At 72.9% G+C, this 15,822-nt stretch carries 13 protein-coding genes; 6 read left to right on the plus strand and 7 right to left on the minus strand.

Annotation, left to right across the window (positions count from 1 at the left end):
• Window positions 1–72: 72 nt before the first annotated feature.
• From hpf to mtrA, 5 genes are all read right to left on the minus strand, one after another.
• Window positions 73–732 (minus strand): ribosome hibernation-promoting factor, HPF/YfiA family, encoded by a 660-nt coding sequence (hpf, locus tag R8Z57_RS11185; RefSeq protein WP_318353843.1) that lies wholly within the window; start codon window positions 730–732, stop codon window positions 73–75.
• 121 nt (window positions 733–853) lie between these two features.
• Complete coding sequence (locus R8Z57_RS11190) at window positions 854–1,513, minus strand: ComF family protein (protein WP_318353844.1); 660 nt, start codon at window positions 1,511–1,513, stop codon at window positions 854–856.
• A 94-nt stretch (window positions 1,514–1,607) separates the two neighbouring features.
• Window positions 1,608–3,302 (minus strand): LpqB family beta-propeller domain-containing protein, encoded by a 1,695-nt coding sequence (locus tag R8Z57_RS11195; RefSeq protein ID WP_318353845.1) that lies wholly within the window; start codon window positions 3,300–3,302, stop codon window positions 1,608–1,610.
• Window positions 3,299–5,017, minus strand: coding sequence for an MtrAB system histidine kinase MtrB (mtrB, locus tag R8Z57_RS11200; RefSeq protein WP_318353846.1), 1,719 nt, complete (start codon window positions 5,015–5,017; stop codon window positions 3,299–3,301). Before mtrB ends, R8Z57_RS11195 begins: the two co-directional genes overlap by 4 nt.
• A 7-nt stretch (window positions 5,018–5,024) precedes the next feature.
• Window positions 5,025–5,705, minus strand: a complete 681-nt coding sequence (gene mtrA, locus R8Z57_RS11205) for an MtrAB system response regulator MtrA (RefSeq protein ID WP_318353847.1) — start codon at window positions 5,703–5,705, stop codon at window positions 5,025–5,027.
• A 267-nt stretch (window positions 5,706–5,972) separates the two neighbouring features.
• Here mtrA and R8Z57_RS11210 point away from each other — a divergent pair, with 267 nt between their 5' ends.
• From R8Z57_RS11210 to aqpZ, 6 genes are all read left to right on the plus strand, one after another.
• Window positions 5,973–7,526 (plus strand): glycerophosphoryl diester phosphodiesterase membrane domain-containing protein, encoded by a 1,554-nt coding sequence (locus R8Z57_RS11210; protein ID WP_318353848.1) that lies wholly within the window; start codon window positions 5,973–5,975, stop codon window positions 7,524–7,526.
• A complete protein-coding gene (locus tag R8Z57_RS11215) occupies window positions 7,517–8,203 on the plus strand; it encodes a DUF4129 domain-containing protein (RefSeq protein ID WP_318353849.1) in 687 nt (228 codons plus the stop codon). The genes R8Z57_RS11210 and R8Z57_RS11215 overlap by 10 nt, the downstream gene beginning before the upstream one ends.
• Window positions 8,200–9,408: a DUF4350 domain-containing protein gene (locus R8Z57_RS11220; RefSeq protein WP_318353850.1), complete on the plus strand. Its 1,209-nt coding sequence runs from the start codon at window positions 8,200–8,202 to the stop codon at window positions 9,406–9,408. The genes R8Z57_RS11215 and R8Z57_RS11220 overlap by 4 nt, the downstream gene beginning before the upstream one ends.
• The gene (locus R8Z57_RS11225; protein WP_318353851.1) at window positions 9,405–10,427 is read left to right on the plus strand and encodes a MoxR family ATPase; all 1,023 of its coding nucleotides are present in this window, start codon (window positions 9,405–9,407) and stop codon (window positions 10,425–10,427) included. Before R8Z57_RS11220 ends, R8Z57_RS11225 begins: the two co-directional genes overlap by 4 nt.
• Before the next feature lie 69 nt (window positions 10,428–10,496).
• Entirely contained in the window at window positions 10,497–11,798 is a 1,302-nt protein-coding gene (locus R8Z57_RS11230; RefSeq protein WP_318353852.1) for a DUF58 domain-containing protein, read from the plus strand.
• Window positions 11,799–12,073: 275 nt separating this feature from the next.
• Window positions 12,074–12,862 (plus strand): aquaporin Z, encoded by a 789-nt coding sequence (aqpZ, locus tag R8Z57_RS11235; protein WP_318353853.1) that lies wholly within the window; start codon window positions 12,074–12,076, stop codon window positions 12,860–12,862.
• Between the two features lie 62 nt (window positions 12,863–12,924).
• Here aqpZ and katG read toward each other — a convergent pair whose 3' ends face one another.
• On the minus strand, window positions 12,925–15,237 hold the full coding sequence (gene katG / locus R8Z57_RS11240) for a catalase/peroxidase HPI (RefSeq protein WP_318353854.1): 2,313 nt from the start codon (window positions 15,235–15,237) through the stop codon (window positions 12,925–12,927).
• Between the two features lie 41 nt (window positions 15,238–15,278).
• A complete protein-coding gene (locus R8Z57_RS11245; protein ID WP_318353855.1) occupies window positions 15,279–15,749 on the minus strand; it encodes a Fur family transcriptional regulator in 471 nt (156 codons plus the stop codon).
• Window positions 15,750–15,822: the final 73 nt, after the last annotated feature.

The raw sequence follows: 15,822 nt of genomic DNA on the forward strand, positions 1-15,822 counted from the left end.
GCGGCCGCGACCTCGACGGGCAGTCGCGCGAAGAGGGCGGTGGCCGCGGCCACCGCCCTCTTCGGTCGTGTCTCAGGACGCCAGTTCGTCCGGCTGGGCCTGCGTGGTCAGCGAGATCACGCCGTAGTCCCAGCCCTTGCGGCGGTAGACCACGCTCGGGTGGTCGGTGCGGGCGTCGATGAAGAGGAAGAAGTCGTGTCCGACCAGCTCCATGCGGTCGACGGCCTCCTCGACCGACATCCACTCGGGGTGGAACTCCTTCGTGCGGATGACGACCGGGCTGTAGCCCTCTTCCTCCTCGTTGCCCGTGATGATCGGGATCTCACCGGTCGCGACGGCGCGGAGCACGTCGACGGATGCCGGCTGCACATCGATCCCCTGGAGGGCGCCGCTCCCCTTCTCGAACTTGGCGCCACGGGGGTGGTTGCGTGCGTCGACGCGCTTGTCCTTCGCGCGGCGCAGCTGTTCGCACAGCTTGTCGACCGCGAGGTCGAGTGCGGTGAACTTGTCGCCGTCGGTGGCCTCGGCCCGGATCACGGGCCCCCGTCCGTCGACCGTCAGCTCGACGGTCTCGTCCTCCATGCGACCGTTGTGGTACGCGCGGTGCGTGACCTTGACGTCCACGCGCTGCGCGCGCGGTGCGAGGTGCTCGATTCGGGCGGCCTTCTCCTCGACGACACTGCGGAAGCGATCCGTGATCCCGACTCCCACGCCGACGATGCTGGTTTCCATCCCTGACCTCCTTGTTCCGGTCCTCCCGGTCAAGGGCGGACCATGAGTCGCCTTGTCCTCCCCACGCTAGCCGCGCGTCCGGACTCTGTCACCTGTGAGTTTCGAATGCGGCAGATCGCGTTCACCGAGGTGTGCGCGCGCGCCGCGGCGTGGCGGCGAACGTGACCGCCGCGACCACGTCGACCCCCGCCTCCCGCAGGGCGCGCACGGCCTCGGCGAGACTCGCCCCGGTGGTGACGACGTCGTCGATCACGACCACCCGAAGGCCGCGGGCATCCCGCGCGACGAGGCTCCGCGCGACGTTGCGGCGCCGCGCGTCGCGGTCGAGCCCGCGCTGGTCGGCCGTGCGGCGCGCCTGGCGCAGCAGCGGGCGCACGCGCAGCCCGGCCCGCCGGGCGAGCAGGTCGGGCACCCGGAATCCGCGGCGGCGGTACGACGCGGCGGACGTCGGCATGGGCACCAGCACCGCCCCGGCCGCACCGGCCCTCGCGAGCGCCGCGGCGAACGCGGGCGCGCACGCCGACAGGAGGGTCGTCCGCCCCTCCTCCTTCACCGCGCGCAGCACGCGCGCGGCGACGCCGTCGAACTCGAGCCCGCTCCAGACCGCGATGTCGCCGCCGGGCGCCGCGACGCGACGCCGTCGCGGCGCCGGTGCGAGCGCGAGGTGGCAGCGCTCGCACAGCACGACGTCGGGCTCGTCGCATCCGGCGCAGCAGACGGGCAGGAGCAGCGCGAGCGCGTCGGCGCAGGCGGCACGCACGGCGACGGCGAATTCCCTCATCACGGCGACAGCCTCGCGGCCTGCGGCCCGTCCGCGACGCCGCTGCGCGGCATCCGTGGACAGCCGCGCCCGCGCCTCGACTGGGGAGGAGCCGCTACTGCGGAGCGCCCTGCTGCGTGGCGAGCAGCAGGATCCCGGTCGCCGTCGGCTGCCACACCGTGCCGCGCTTCACGAAGAGCGTGCCGTCCTCGGCCCGCAGCCGCAGGCTCGAGATGCCCGTGCCGCCGGCGATGGAGGCCATGTCGGGCGCGGCGACCGAGCTCGCCGTCGGCCCGCCGACGAGCTGCTCGACCACCACGGACTGCGACTCGCCTCTGCCCAGCACCCCCACGCTCATGTCGTCGATCCAGGTGATGCCGATGCCGGTCCCGGCGACCACCGCCAGCTGCTGCACGGGGGCGGAGAGCCGGATGGGGACGTTGTCGCCGTCGCGCACGACGCCGGCGACCCACACCATCGTGCGGCCGCCCGCCATGACCGCCGCGGCGACGCGGGTGCCGTCGCGCGAGAGCGCCATCGCCGAGATGGAGGTCGCCCCGCTCCAGGCGTCGGCGACGTCGACCGGGTCGCCCGACGGGAGGTACGCGCGCACCGCCCCGGGGTCTTCGCGGGGCACGCTCCACACGATTCCGAAAGGATCGATGGTGGGGTCGACCAGGCCGCTGCGGGTGTCGGCGAACTCCGGATCCACGCCGCCGGCATTCAGCCGCACCACGCGCCCATCGCCCAGTCGCGCGGCGGCGAACTCCCGCTCCGGGCCCACCTGCACGCTGACGGGAGCGGCGGACTCGACGGCGTCCGACAGACCCGGGATCGGGTCGACCTCGTCGCCGGTGAGGAAGCCGAAGCCGTCGGCCGTCAGCACGAGCGGCGCGACGGGCACGCGGGTCGACCGTACCGCGACGGGCTGCGCGTCGATGGGAGCGGAGTCCACACTCATCACGACGTCGATCACACCCGCGGCCCGCAGGCTCTCTTCGAGCTGCGTCAGCATGCGGTCGCGGAACAGGGGGTCGGCCGCGAGCAGCGTCTCGGAGAGGTCGACCTCGGCGACACCGTCGGCATCGATGGGAACGGATGCCGTGGCGACCACGTCGTCGGGGAAGGCCGTCTTGACCGAGGCCGCGAGCCACTCGCTCATCGGCTTGTTCACGAGGGCGGTCGTGATGCTGACCCGGGCCTTCGTGATGGGGAACCACCGCACGTCGGGCACGAGGAACTGCCACGTGGGGTCGAAGTACATCAGCGGGTACCGATGGAACACCGTCGGGAACTGCCCCTCGTCGAGCCAGATGCCGTCGGGTGCCTCGGTGATGCGCCATTCGCCGTCGCTCTGCTGCGCGAGCCGGAAAGTCTGCGACCCGGGGGCGAGCTCGGCGCGCTGGTAGGCGCCCTTGTCGTCGACCGTGCCGACCACGTCGAAGGCGAAGTCGACCTCCCCGTCGCCGGTCTCCACGTAGTCGCGCTCGGCGCGCTCGTCGACGGTCACGCTCGTCTCGGGCCGCCAGGTCTCGGCGAGCGACGGCGCCAGGAACTCCCGCGCGACGTCCCAGTTCTCGGCCACCCCGGGACCGGAGCCGGCGTCGATGAAGCCCTCGACGATCTCCTGCGGCGTCGCCCCGGGCTGCGGCCGGTTGGGGATGAAGTTGACGTTCGGCGACCCGTTGCCGGTTCCGCCGGATTCGAGGCCGTACTCCGGGGGTCCGCTCGTGGGGAAGCCCGCGCAGCCGCTCACGGCGAGTGCGCACACGGCGAGCAGGAGGGCCAGGATGCCGCGCGCCCGGGTCATGCGGAACCTCCTCGGGATGCGGCATCCGACCCGGTCCGGTCGGCGCCGGGCACGTCTCTCGGAAGCGTGATCGGCTCGGTGAGCCCGAGGTCCTCCAGCGCGGGGGCGTCGTCGCCGGGGTCCACCGCGATCGGTGAGGCGCCCCCGAGGCCGGCGCTCTGGCGAGGGAGGGTCAGCACGAAGTTGGTGCCCCGCCCGGGCGCCGACCAGACGGCCAGCTCGCCGCCGTGCAGCTTCGCGTCGCCGAGCGCGATCGACAGTCCGAGCCCGGTGCCGCCGATCGTGCGCTTGCGCGACGGATCGGCACGCCAGAACCGGTCGAACACGTGCTCGACCTCGTCGGCGCTCATGCCGAGTCCGTAGTCGCGCACCCCGATCGCCACCGCCTGCTGATCACTGTCGACGGTGACCACGATCGGACGCCCCTCGCCGTGCTCGATCGCATTGCCGAGCAGGTTGCGCACCACGCGCCGCACGCGCCGGGGGTCCATGTCGACCGGGGAGTATCCACCCGGCGCCACCAGGCGCACATCGGTGCCGTGCTGCTCGGCGAGCTGCTCCATCGACCCGATCACGTCCTCGGCGAGGTGCGCGAGGCTCGTGGGCTCGAGCTCCAGCTGCACCGACCCGGCGTCGTAGCGGCTGATCTCGAGCAGGTCGGTGAGGAGCGTCTCGAACCGCTGCACCTGCGCGTTGAGCAGCTCCGCCGCCCGCGCGGTCGCGGGATCGAACTCGTCGCGCTGGTCGTTGATCATGTCGGCCGCGAGGCGGATCGTGGTGAGCGGCGTGCGCAGCTCGTGCGAGACGTCGGAGACGAAGCGCTGCTGGACGAGCGACAGATCGGCGAGCTCCTTGATCTGCGACTCGATGCTGTCGGCCATCGCGTTGAAGGAGCGTCCGAGGGTCGCCAGCTCGTCCTCGCCGTGGACCTCGAGCCGCACGTCCAGCCGGCCGGCGGCGAGCTGCGCGCTGGTGTCGGCCGCCTCGCTGATCGGCGTGGTCACCGATCGGAGCACGAACCAGGCGATGCCGCTGATGAGGAGCACCAGTCCGATGCCGACGACCCACAGCGTCTGCTGCACGAAGGTGAGCGTCTGCGGGGCGTTGGCGAGGTCGTACGCGAGGTAGAGCTCGTACGACGCGATGCCCACATCGAGCTGCTGGCCCACCAGGATGCCGGGAACGGTGGACTCGGCCCCGTCGGGCAGGGCGACGGACTGCCAGATCTGCTGATCGGGGTTCTCCCGGACGAGCACGCGCATCGCGGGCGTCAGCAGCTCCTCCATCGTCCCTTCCGCGGTGCTGAAGTCCTGCGGGGCGTTGGGAACCGGCGGCCCGATCCGGTAGGCCGCGAACATGTTCGCGGTCGACTGGTCGCGCAGCGAGGTGTAGGCCAGGGTCATCACGCTCTGCATCTGGACGGCGTCGCTCTGCACCGCGTTGTCGAGCGTGCGCTGCGCAGCCGCGCGGGCCTGCTCGGCGTCGATGAGCACCTGATCCTTGCGCGACGCGAACAGGTCGTTCTGGATCGCCAGCGCCATCCACACGCACGCGATCACCACCGCGAACGCGGTGAGGCCGATCGTCACCAGGATCGTGCGGAAACGCAGCGACCGGCGCCACAGCGCCGCGATGCTGCCCGGCCACGATCGCCACAGACGCCACCACGGCACGACCGTCGGCGTGGAGGTGACGGCCGTGATCGGCGCGGTCACGGGGACCTCAGACGACGGCGCCGGCGCGGTAGCCGACGCCGCGCACCGTCGTCACGATCTTGGGGTTGTCGGGGTCCTTCTCGACCTTCGCCCGCAGCCGCTGGACGTGCACGTTCACCAGGCGCGTGTCGGCCTTGTAGTGGTAGCCCCACACCTGCTCGAGCAGCATCTCGCGCGAGAACACCTGCTGCGGCTTCGACGCCAGCGCGACGAGCAGCTCGAACTCCAGCGGGGTGAGCGCGATGGGCGCGTCGCCGCGACGCACCTCGTGCGCGGCGACGTCGACGGTGAGGTCGCCGATCCGGAGGGTGTCGCTCGCGGGCTCTGCGCTCGGGCGCAGGCGCGTGCGGATGCGGGCGACCAGCTCCTTCGGGTTGAAGGGCTTGACGATGTAGTCGTCGGCGCCCGACTCGAGGCCCTTCACGACGTCGGCCGTGTCGGTGCGCGCGGTGAGCATGATGATCGGGATGCCGGACTCGGCGCGGATGCGCGTGCAGATCTCGATGCCGTCCATGCCCGGCAGCATCAGGTCGAGGAGGATGAGGTCGGGCTTCTCGGTGCGCCAGGCGTCGACCGCCTGCGCGCCGTCGGCGCAGAACACCGTCTCGAACCCCTCCGTGCGCAGCACGATCCCGATCATCTCGGCGAGGGCGGTGTCATCGTCGACCACCAGGATGCGTGAAGTCATCGCGCGTGTTCGTTCCTTCTGTCCCGGCACGGTCGACGGCACGCGCCGTCCCCATGCGCTCCCCCAGAGTAGTCGACACCGCCTGTGGACCGGCCGAACCTCGCCCGAACGCGCGCCGAGAGGCCTCGGTCGGCGCTGGACGCGATGCGGCTGTGGACGGCGGCTGCGGCATCCGGCCGATGTGGAACGATAGGGAACACGCCGACCGGACGACCGCGCGGACTTCGCCCCGCGCGCCGCGAGCCGGCGCCGACGGAAGGGGAGACCGTGACCGCGTACCCGGCTTGGACGCCGGCGTCCCGCCCCGGGATCATCCCGCTGCACCCGTTGTCGTTCGGGACCATCCTCGGCCGCTCGTTCGCCGCGCTGCGCCAGAACCCCCGCGTGCTGCTCGGGTTCGCGCTCGTGGTCCAGACGCTCGCGTACGTCGTCATGCTCGGCGGCGTGCTGGCCGTCACCTGGGCGACCTTCTCGCGACTCGACACGTTGCAGCCGGGCACAGAGGAGTACGACACGGTGATGGCCGGGTCGATCGCCATCACGGCGATCGCCGGCATCGTGCTGTCGCTCGCGGCCGGCGCGCTGAGCGTCATCGTGCAGGGCATCGTGGTCGTGGAGGTGACGCGGGCCGCGGTCTCGGAGAAGCTGACGCTCGGCGCGCTGTGGCGCCAGGTCAAGCCGATCGCGTGGCGGCTCATCGGGTACTCGCTGCTGCTCGTGCTGTCGGTCGTCGCGCTCATCGCGGTCGTGGTGCTGGCGATCATCGGCATCGCCCTGGTCGCCGCGCCGGCCGCCATCGCGCTGACGATCCTGGTGATCCTGGCGGCGATCCCGCTGACGTGGTGGCTGATGATCAAGCTGCTGCTCGTGCCCGCCGCGATCATCGTCGAGCGGGCGACGATCCTGCAGGCGGTGTCGCGGTCGTGGACGCTGACCCGCGGACGGTTCTGGCCGGCGCTCGGGATCATCCTCGTGATCAGCGTCATCTTCGCGGCGGTCGCGCAGGTGGTGAGCCTGCCCATGAGCTTCCTGTCGCTGGGGCTCACCACCATCGTCACGCCGACGGGCGAGCCCGAGGCCGGCGCGATCATCGGGCTCGTCGCCGGCGCCCTGCTCACGCAGGTGTTCACGCTGCTGCTGCAGTCGGTCGCGGTCGTCGTGCAGGCCACCGCGACCTCGCTCATCTACATCGACTGCCGCATGCGCCGCGAAGGCCTCGACCTCGACCTGCTGGCGTACGTCGAGCAGCGCGACGCGGCCCGGTCCCCCGGCACGGGGCTCGACGCGGCGGGCCTTCCCGATCCCTACCGCCAGCACGTCGGGCGGGCGATCGCGCCGCGCGGCGTGCCGGGCGCGTACCCGGCCCCCGGCTACGCGGGCTCCCCGGCGGCGTACGCGCCGGCCGGGTACGGACCGACGTTCTCGACGCAGCAGGGCCACCCCCCGCAGGCATATCCGCAGTACCCGGCGCAGCAGGGCTACCCGCAGTACCCGGCGCCGCAGCCGTATCCCGCACAGCAGGGCTACCCGGCGCAGCGCGGCTACCCGGCGCAGCCCGGCGTCCCGGCGCAGCAGGGTTACCCCGCGCAGCAGGGCTACCCGCAGTACTCGGCGCAGCAGGCACACCCGGCGCAGCCGGGCTACCCGCAGTACCCGGCGCAGCAGGCGCACCCGGCGCAGCAGGCCCACCCACCGGCGCCGCAGGCGTCTCACGCCCCGCCCGCGCCGCCGGCTCCGGCCCCCGCCGAACCGTCGCCGACGAGCTGGACCGCCCCCGGCGCCGCCACCGACGGAACCGACCGCGAGTCGCCGTGGGCCTGACCTCCACAGCGTCGCGCGTGCTGCTGGGCGCCGTCGAGGCCGTCCCGCCCCTCACGCCGGACGGCGACGAGGCGCGACGGTGGGCGGAGGAGGAGCTCTCCGACCCGGCGTACGACGTCGCCGAACCGACGCCCGTGGATCGCATCGCACGGGCGATCGGCGACTTCATCGCGTCGCTGCTGAACCCCGACATCTCGGGTGCGTGGGGCTCGACATTCGCGCTCGTCGCGACCATCGTGGTGATCGCCGTCATCGTCACCGCCTTCCTGGTGTGGGGCATGCCGCGCGCGACGCGTCGCGCGGCCGCGCGTACGCCGCTGCTCTTCGGCGAGGGCGAGCAGCGCTCGGCGGCGGAGCTGCGGGCCGCGGCCGCCGAACGTGCCCGTGCGGGGGACTGGGACCAGGCCATCGTGCTGCGCTTCCGGGCACTCGCTCGCGGCTGCCTCGAGCGCGGTGTCGTCGACCCGCCACCGGGCGCGACCGTGCACGCCTTCGCCCGCGCCGCCGCAGGGGTCTTCCCCGCGCTGGCGCCGCGCCTGGAGCAGGCGGCGACGGTGTTCGACGACGTGCGGTACCTGCGCCGCCCCGGCACCGCCGAGCTCTACCGTCTGGTGACGTCGCTCGACGACGCGCTCGTCGCCGCGCGCCCCGCCGTGCGGGAGATGGCGACCGCATGACCGCCACCCTCCCGCCCTCCCCCGCCACGACACGTGAGGCAACGGGGACGACGGATGCCGCGCCCCCGCGTCGCAGGGCGGTGACAGCGTGGGTGGCGATCGCGCTCGGGCTGCTGGTCATCGGCGGCATCGGCGGCGCCGTGTCGGCGGCGAATCAGTGGGCGCAGCGTGGTGCGCTCGACCCGGATTCGACCGGCCCGGCCGGTGCCCGCGCGCTGGCCGAGGTGCTGCGCGATCACGGGGTCGAAGTGGAGGTCGCGCGCGACCGCGCGGCGGCGTCCGCGGCGCTCGGTCGCGGCCCGGCCACCCTCGTGCTCCCGGATGCCCCGGCCCTGTCGGACGACGCCGTCGCGGCGTTGGCGGATGCCGCCTCCGACGTCGTGCTCATCGAGCCGCGCGCCCGCACGCTCGACCTGCTCCTCCCCGGCGCCTCCCCCGCCGGCGTCGCCGCGGACGACGCCGTCCCGCCGGACTGCGACGTCGCGGACGCCGATCGCGCAGGAGCGATCGCTCCCGGCGGCCTCTACGAGCCCGGCGACGCGACCGGGTGCTATCCCGCTGGCGAGGGCTTCGGGCTGCTGGTCGCCGACACCCCGGGCGGCCGCGTCGCCGCCGTCGACGCACGCGCACTCTTCACGAACGACGTACTGGCCGAGAACGGCAACGCGGCGCTGGCGGCGAACCTGATGGGGCGGCATCCGCTCGTCGTCTGGTACGTGCCGAGTGTCGGCGACACCGACCTCGCCGACAGCGACCCCTCGCTCGGGGAACTCACCCCGCCGTGGGTCAGCCCCGTCATCGTGCTGCTGCTCGTCACCGGCGTCGCGGCCGGCGTCTGGCGAGGCCGGAGGTTCGGCCCGCTCGTGGCCGAACGCCTGCCGGTGACCGTCCGTGCGTCCGAGACGACCGAGGGCCGCGCGCGCCTCTACGCCCGGGCCCGCGACCCGCTGCACGCCGCCGACCGCCTGCGCATCGGAACGCTCCGCCGCCTCGCCGCGCTTCTCGGCCTCGGCGGGAATGCCGCCGCCCCCGACATCGCCGACGCCGCCGCCGGGCGCGCCGGGCTGGATCGCAGGCTGGTCCGCGGCATCCTGATCGACGACATCCCCCGTACCGACGCCGACCTCGTCGCCCTGAGCGCACGCCTGACAGACCTCGAGGCCGCCGTCCACGCGGCCGTCCGCCCCGAAGGGAGCCCCCGATGACGGATACGCCCGCCACGTCCGCCGTTTCCACGCCCGCCGCGTCCGAGCCACGGCCCGCACCCCTGGACGAAGCCGCGCTGCGCGAGGCGATGAACCGCGTGCGCCTCGAGGTCGGCAAAGCCGTCATCGGGCAGGACGGCACCGTCACCGGCCTCCTGATCGCGCTGCTCGCGGGTGGGCACGTGCTGCTCGAGGGCGTCCCCGGCGTCGCCAAGACGCTGCTGGTCCGGGCGTTCTCGGCCGCCCTCGGACTCGACACCAAGCGCATCCAGTTCACGCCCGACCTCATGCCGGGCGACGTCTCGGGCTCGCTGGTGTACGACGCGAAGGCCGGCGAGTTCGAGTTCCGCGAGGGCCCGGTCTTCACGAACGTCGTGCTCGCCGACGAGATCAACCGCACCCCGCCCAAGACCCAGGCGGCGCTCCTCGAGGCCATGGAGGAGCACCAGGTCTCGACCGACGGCGTGACGCGCGCCCTCCCCGACCCGTTCCTGGTCGCCGCCACGCAGAACCCGATCGAGCACGAGGGCACCTACACGCTGCCCGAGGCGCAGCTCGACCGGTTCCTGCTGAAGCTGATCGTCGAGGTGCCCGCGCGGGATGCCGAGCTCGCCGTGCTGCGCCGACACGCCGGCGGCTTCGACCCGCGCGACCTGGCGGCGGCCGGGCTCCGCCGCGCCGCCACGGCCGACGAGATCCGCGCGGCACGGCGGGCTGCGGCATCCGTCACCGTGTCGGACGACGTGCTCGGCTACGTCGTCGACCTGGCGCAGGCCACACGGCGCAGCCCGTCGGTGCAGCTCGGCGTGTCGCCGCGCGCGGCCACGGCGCTGCTGGCGGCGTCGAAGGCATGGGCCTGGCTGGGCGGCTACCCGGCGATCACCCCCGACCACGTGCAGACGATGCTCGTTCCGACGTGGCGCCACCGCATCCGGTTGCGGACCGACGCGGAGCTCGAAGGCGTCTCGGTCGACGCGGTGCTCGGGTCGGTGCTGCAGCAGACCCGCGTGCCCATTTGACGCCGACGGACCGAGCGCCGGCGAGCGTCTCGAAATACCCGCCCATCCAGCCCCACCACCCAGGAGAGCATGTACGTCACCGGTCGCCTTCCCCTGCTCCTCGCCGTCGGCGCGGTGCCGGTGGTGCTGCTCTCGATCGCCGGCGTCGACGCGTGGCTCGCGATGGTCGGGTGGGTGCTGCTGTGCCTGATCGCGGCCCTCGCCGACGCGGCGGCCGCCCCGGACCCGCGTCGCCTCACCGTGATGCGACGGATGCCGCGGCGCGTGCTGCTCGGTCAGCCCGTGGTCGTCGAGCTCGTGCTCCGGAACACCGGTGACCGAGCGGTTCACGGGCGGGTCCGCGACGCGTGGCAGCCGACGGCGGGCGCCCCGGCTGAGCGTCCGGCCATCGACATCCCGCCCGGTGAGGCGCGCGCGGTGCCGGTGCCGCTCCTCCCCCGGCGCCGCGGCGAGCTGCGCTCGCGCTTCGTGGTGGTGCGCGCGGACGGCCCGCTGCGCCTGGCGGGGCGCCAGGCACGACTCGACGAGCCGGGCGCCGTCCGCGTCCTGCCGCCGTTCACCGCGCGGCGGCACCTGCCCTCGCGGCTCGCGCGGCTGCGCGAGCTCGACGGCAACACCAGCGTGCAGGTGCGCGGGCAGGGCACCGAGTTCGACAGCCTCCGCGAGTACGTGCGCGGCGACGACGTGCGCTCGATCGACTGGCGCGCGACCGCCCGGGCGCACACCACGATGCTGCGCACGTGGCGTCCCGAGCGCGACCGGCACGTGGTCATCGTGATCGACACCGGCCGCACCGCCGCCGCACGCGTGGGCGACGGAGTGCGGATGGATGCCGCGATGGAGGCCGCGCTGCTGCTCGCCGCCCTCGCCACCCGCGCGGGCGACCACGTGCACCTGCTCATGTTCGACCGCGCGATCCGCGCCCGGGTCACCCGCGTCGAGGGCCCGGCCCTCCTCCCGGCGCTGGTCGACGCGATGGCGCCGGTCGAGCCCCAGCTGATCGACACCGACTGGGATGCCGCCTTCGGCCAGGTGCGCGCCCTCACGTCGCGCCCGTCTCTGGTGGTGCTGCTGACGGCACAGGACGCGCCCGAGTCGGCGCGGGGATTCCTGGGGTCGCTGCCGGCCGTGGCGCGCGGGGCGCACGTGGTCGTCGGAACCGTGACCGACGAGGCGGACCGCGCGCCCGAACGGCCCGACGCCGCCGACGTGTACCGGGCCGCGGCGATCGAGCGGAGCGCCCACGACGCCGCGGTGGTCGCGGCAGCGATCGGCCGGGCCGGGGGCGACGCCATCGCCGCGACCCCCGACGACCTCCCCCCGCGGATCGCCGACCGCTACCTCGCGCTCAAGGCCGCCGGACGGCTCTGACCGCTCGGACGGCGCCGGGCTCGCGAGCGGGCCCGGGCGTGCGCGAGCAGGCCCCGGCGTGCGCGAGCGCCGGGGCACGGTCGTTGCCCGGGCGAAGATCGACGCCGCCGACGGCGTGCGGTCGCGGCATCCGTCATCGGAACCACCGGGAACGAACGCCTGAACACGCGGCGAAACCTGGCGTGATCGGCCGTCATCCGCAGACACTCCGCCCGCACTTCCTGAGAAAACCCTGGACGGAGCGCTAGCCTCACCACGAGGAAAGGAGTCCGCCCATGTCGGATACCACCAGAAACACCCCCTCGACGGCGACCAAGCTCGTCGCCGAGGCGATCGGCACGTTCGTGCTCGTGTTCGGCGGCGTCGGCACGGCGCTGTTCGCCGCGAACTTCCCCGCCGGGTCGGAGGGCAACCCGCTCGGCGTGGGCTTCGTCGGCGTCGCGCTCGCCTTCGGTCTGACCGTGCTCGCGGGGGCCTACGCGTTCGGTCCCATCTCGGGCGGCCACTTCAACCCGGCGATCACGCTGGGCCTGGCGGTCGCGGGCCGCTTCGAATGGCGCAACACGATCGGCTACATCATCGCGCAGCTCATCGGCGGGGCGCTCGGCACGACGCTGATCGTGCTTATCGGCCTGTTCGGACCCACCGACTGGCTCGCGAACGCCCAAGACGGCGGCTTCGCGTCGAACGGCTACGGCGAGCTCTCGCCGGGCGGCTTCGGGCTCGGCGCCGCGATCATCGCCGAGATCCTGCTCACCGGCCTGTTCGTGCTCATCATCCTCGGCGTGACGCATACGGTGCGCGGCACCGCGGCGCTGGCGCCGCTCGCCATCGGCCTCACGCTGACGCTCATCCACCTCATCTCGATCCCGATCGACAACACGTCGGTGAACCCGGCGCGCTCGATCGCCGCCGCGATCTACGGCGGTGCAGGCCCGCTCTCGCAGGTGTGGGTGTTCATCGTGTTCCCGATCGTCGGCGGCCTCCTCGCGGGGCTGCTTCACCGGGCGCTCTTCGAGCCCAAGCCGCTCCCGGCCGACCGCGCCGAGGCGCGCGTGCGCTGACGCCGCCGCAAACGCGAAGCGGCCCGCCCCCGAGAGGGGACGGGCCGCTTCTGCGTGCCGGATCAGACCAGGTCGAAGCGGTCGAGCTCGGTGACCTTGCCCCACGCCTTGACAAAGTCGCGCACGAACTTCTCGTTCGCGTCGTCCGAGGCGTAGACCTCGGCGACCGCGCGCAGCTCGGAGTTCGAGGAGAACAGCAGGTCGACGCGCGTGCCGATGCCGACCGGCTCGCCCGAGCCGTCCTTGGCGCCCGAGAACGCGTGGGCGCCCGGGTCGAGCGGCTTCCACGTCGTGCCGAGGTCGAGCAGGTTCACGAAGAAGTCGTTCGTGAGCACGCCCTTGCGGTCGGTGAAGACGCCGTAGTCCGAGTCGTCCCAGTTCGCGCCGAGCACGCGGAGGCCGCCGACGAGGACGGTGAGCTCCGGCGCGCTGAGCGTGAGCAGGTTCGCGCGGTCGATGAGGTGGTGCTCCTCGGGCATGAATGCGTTCGGGCCGTAGTAGTTGCGGAACCCGTCGGTGGCCGGCTCCAGGAACGCGAACGACTGCACGTCGGTCTGCTCCTGCGTGGCGTCGGTGCGGCCCGGGTGGAACACGACCTCCGCCTCGACACCGGCGTCCTTGGCCGCCTTCTCGACCGCCGCGTTGCCGGCGAGCACGATGAGGTCGGCCAGCGACACCTTCTTGCCGTCGGTGCGACCGTCGTTGAACGAGGCCTGGACCTCCTCGAGCTTCGCCAGCACCGTCGCGAGCTGGGCGGGCTTGTTGACCTCCCAGTCCTTCTGCGGGGCGAGGCGGATGCGGGCGCCGTTGACGCCGCCGCGCTTGTCACTGCCGCGGAACGAGGATGCCGCCGCCCACGTGGTCTCGACGAGCTGCGAGACCGTGAGGCCCGACTCGAGGATCTGCGCCTTGAGCGCCGCAGCGTCGGCCGCGTCGATGAGCTCGTGGTCGACCGCGGGGACGCGGTCCTGCCAGAGCAGCTCCTCCGCGGGGACCTCGGCGCCGAGGTAGCGCTCGATGGGACCCATGTCGCGGTGGGTCAGCTTGAACCATGCGCGGGCGAACGCGTCGGCGAAGGCCTCGGGGTCGTCCTTGAACTTGCGCGAGATCTTGTCGTACTCCGGGTCCATCCGCAGCGCGAGGTCGCTCGTGAGCATGCGCGGCTCGCGACGGCCGTTCGAGTGCGCCAGCGGCACCATGTCGGCGCCGCCGCCGTTGATCGGGCGCCACTGGTGGCCGCCGCCCGGGCTGCGCATGAGCTCCCACTCATAGGCGTAGAGGATGTGGAAGAACTCGTTGTCCCAGCGGGTGGGGTGGTACGTCCACGTCACCTCGAGGCCCGAGGTGATGGTGTCGTCGCCCTTGCCGGTGCCGTGGCCGTTCTTCCAGCCGAGGCCCTGCTCCTCCAGGCCCGCGGCCTCGGGGTTGTCGCCGACGTTCGTGTCGGGCGCCGCGCCGTGGGTCTTACCGAACGTGTGGCCGCCCGCGATGAGCGCCACGGTCTCCTCGTCGTCCATCGCCATGCGGCCGAAGGTCTCGCGGATGTCGCGCGCCGACGCGAGCGGGTCGGGGTTGCCGTTGGGGCCCTCCGGGTTGACGTAGATGAGGCCCATCTGCACGGCCGCGAGCGGACGCTCGAGGTCGCGGTCGCCGGAGTAGCGCTCGTCGGCGAGCCATGTGGTCTCGGGGCCCCAGTAGACGTCGGCGTCCGGCTCCCACACGTCGGCGCGGCCACCGGCGTACCCGAAGGTCTGGAAGCCCATCGACTCGAGCGCCACGTTGCCGGCGAGGATCATGAGGTCGGCCCACGACAGGGACTGGCCGTACTTCTTCTTGACGGGCCACAGCAGGCGGCGCGCCTTGTCGAGGTTGACGTTGTCGGGCCAGCTGTTCAGCGGCGCGAAGCGCTGCTGCCCGGCGCCGCCGCCGCCGCGGCCGTCGGTGACGCGGTAGGTGCCGGCGCTGTGCCACGCCATGCGGATCATGAGCGGGCCGTAGTTGCCGAAGTCGGCGGGCCACCAGTCCTGCGAGGTGGTGAGCGTCTCGGCGATGTCGGCCTTGACCGCGGCGAGGTCGAGCGACTCGAAGGCCGCCTTGTAGTCGAAGTCCTCACCCAGCGGGTTCGCGACCGCGGGGTTCTTCGCCAGGATCTTGAGGTTCAGCTGGTTCGGCCACCACACGCTGTTAGCGTTGCCCGTGGTCGGGTGCGGCTGGCCGCCGCCGTGGATGACCGGGCACGACTCCGCCTCGTTCGGGCGCGGGCGGGTCTCGCCGTCCTCGCGCTCGTCGACGGGGGTGTCGATCGGGGTGACGGCCTGGTCGGCGCCGGGCAGGTCCTCGCCGATCTCAGGGATCGTGTCGTTGGTGTCGGTCATGGCTTCCTTCCAATCGGGATGGGCTATAGGTCGGACAGGATTCAGGATGCTGCCGGCACCGCGGCGGCGCGGTCGGCGGAGCAGGCGGGGCAGACGCCCCAGAAGGTCACCTCGGCGACCTGCACCGCATAGCCGTGCGCGTCGGACGGGGTGAGGCAGGGCGCGGCGCCGACGACGCAGTCGACGTCTTCGACGGCGCCGCACGACGAGCAGATGAGGTGGTGGTGGTTGTCGTCGACGCGCAGCTCGAAGAGCCCCGGACGACCGGCGGGCTCGATCCGTCGTGCGAGCCCGGCGTCGACGAAGTCCCCCAGCGCGTTGTAGACGGACTGCAGGCTGGTGCCGGGAACGGTCTGGGCGACGACGGCGAACAGCTCCTCGGCGCTGGCGTGCGGGCGCTCCCCGAGCGCCTCGACGACCGCTCGGCGCGAGTCGGTGACCCTGAGGCCCGCAGCCCTGAGCCGCGCCGCCGTGTCGACGGCGTGCGCGTCGGCGTGGGTGTGCGGGGGCATGCCCCCAGCCTACCGTTGTTTTGAGTAACTCAAAACAGTACTGAGGTCGCTTTCGAATCGCTCACTTTGCACC

Origin of the sequence: Microbacterium sp. M3, assembly GCF_033548675.1 — a bacterium.
Classification (GTDB): Bacteria; Actinomycetota; Actinomycetes; order Actinomycetales; family Microbacteriaceae; genus Microbacterium; species Microbacterium arthrosphaerae.

Excerpts from the sequence above, each read along its gene's own strand:
- hpf (WP_318353843.1), bottom strand. The coding sequence starts at position 732 with ATGGAAACCAGCATCGTCGGCGTGGGAGTCGGGATCACGGATCGCTTC.
- R8Z57_RS11190 (WP_318353844.1), bottom strand. The coding sequence starts at position 1,513 with ATGAGGGAATTCGCCGTCGCCGTGCGTGCCGCCTGCGCCGACGCGCTC.
- R8Z57_RS11195 (WP_318353845.1), bottom strand. The coding sequence starts at position 3,302 with ATGACCCGGGCGCGCGGCATCCTGGCCCTCCTGCTCGCCGTGTGCGCA.
- mtrA (WP_318353847.1), bottom strand. The coding sequence starts at position 5,705 with ATGACTTCACGCATCCTGGTGGTCGACGATGACACCGCCCTCGCCGAG.
- R8Z57_RS11220 (WP_318353850.1), top strand. The coding sequence starts at position 8,200 with ATGACCGCCACCCTCCCGCCCTCCCCCGCCACGACACGTGAGGCAACG.
- R8Z57_RS11225 (WP_318353851.1), top strand. The coding sequence starts at position 9,405 with ATGACGGATACGCCCGCCACGTCCGCCGTTTCCACGCCCGCCGCGTCC.
- R8Z57_RS11230 (WP_318353852.1), top strand. The coding sequence starts at position 10,497 with ATGTACGTCACCGGTCGCCTTCCCCTGCTCCTCGCCGTCGGCGCGGTG.
- aqpZ (WP_318353853.1), top strand. The coding sequence starts at position 12,074 with ATGTCGGATACCACCAGAAACACCCCCTCGACGGCGACCAAGCTCGTC.
- katG (WP_318353854.1), bottom strand. The coding sequence starts at position 15,237 with ATGACCGACACCAACGACACGATCCCTGAGATCGGCGAGGACCTGCCC.
- R8Z57_RS11245 (WP_318353855.1), bottom strand. The coding sequence starts at position 15,749 with ATGCCCCCGCACACCCACGCCGACGCGCACGCCGTCGACACGGCGGCG.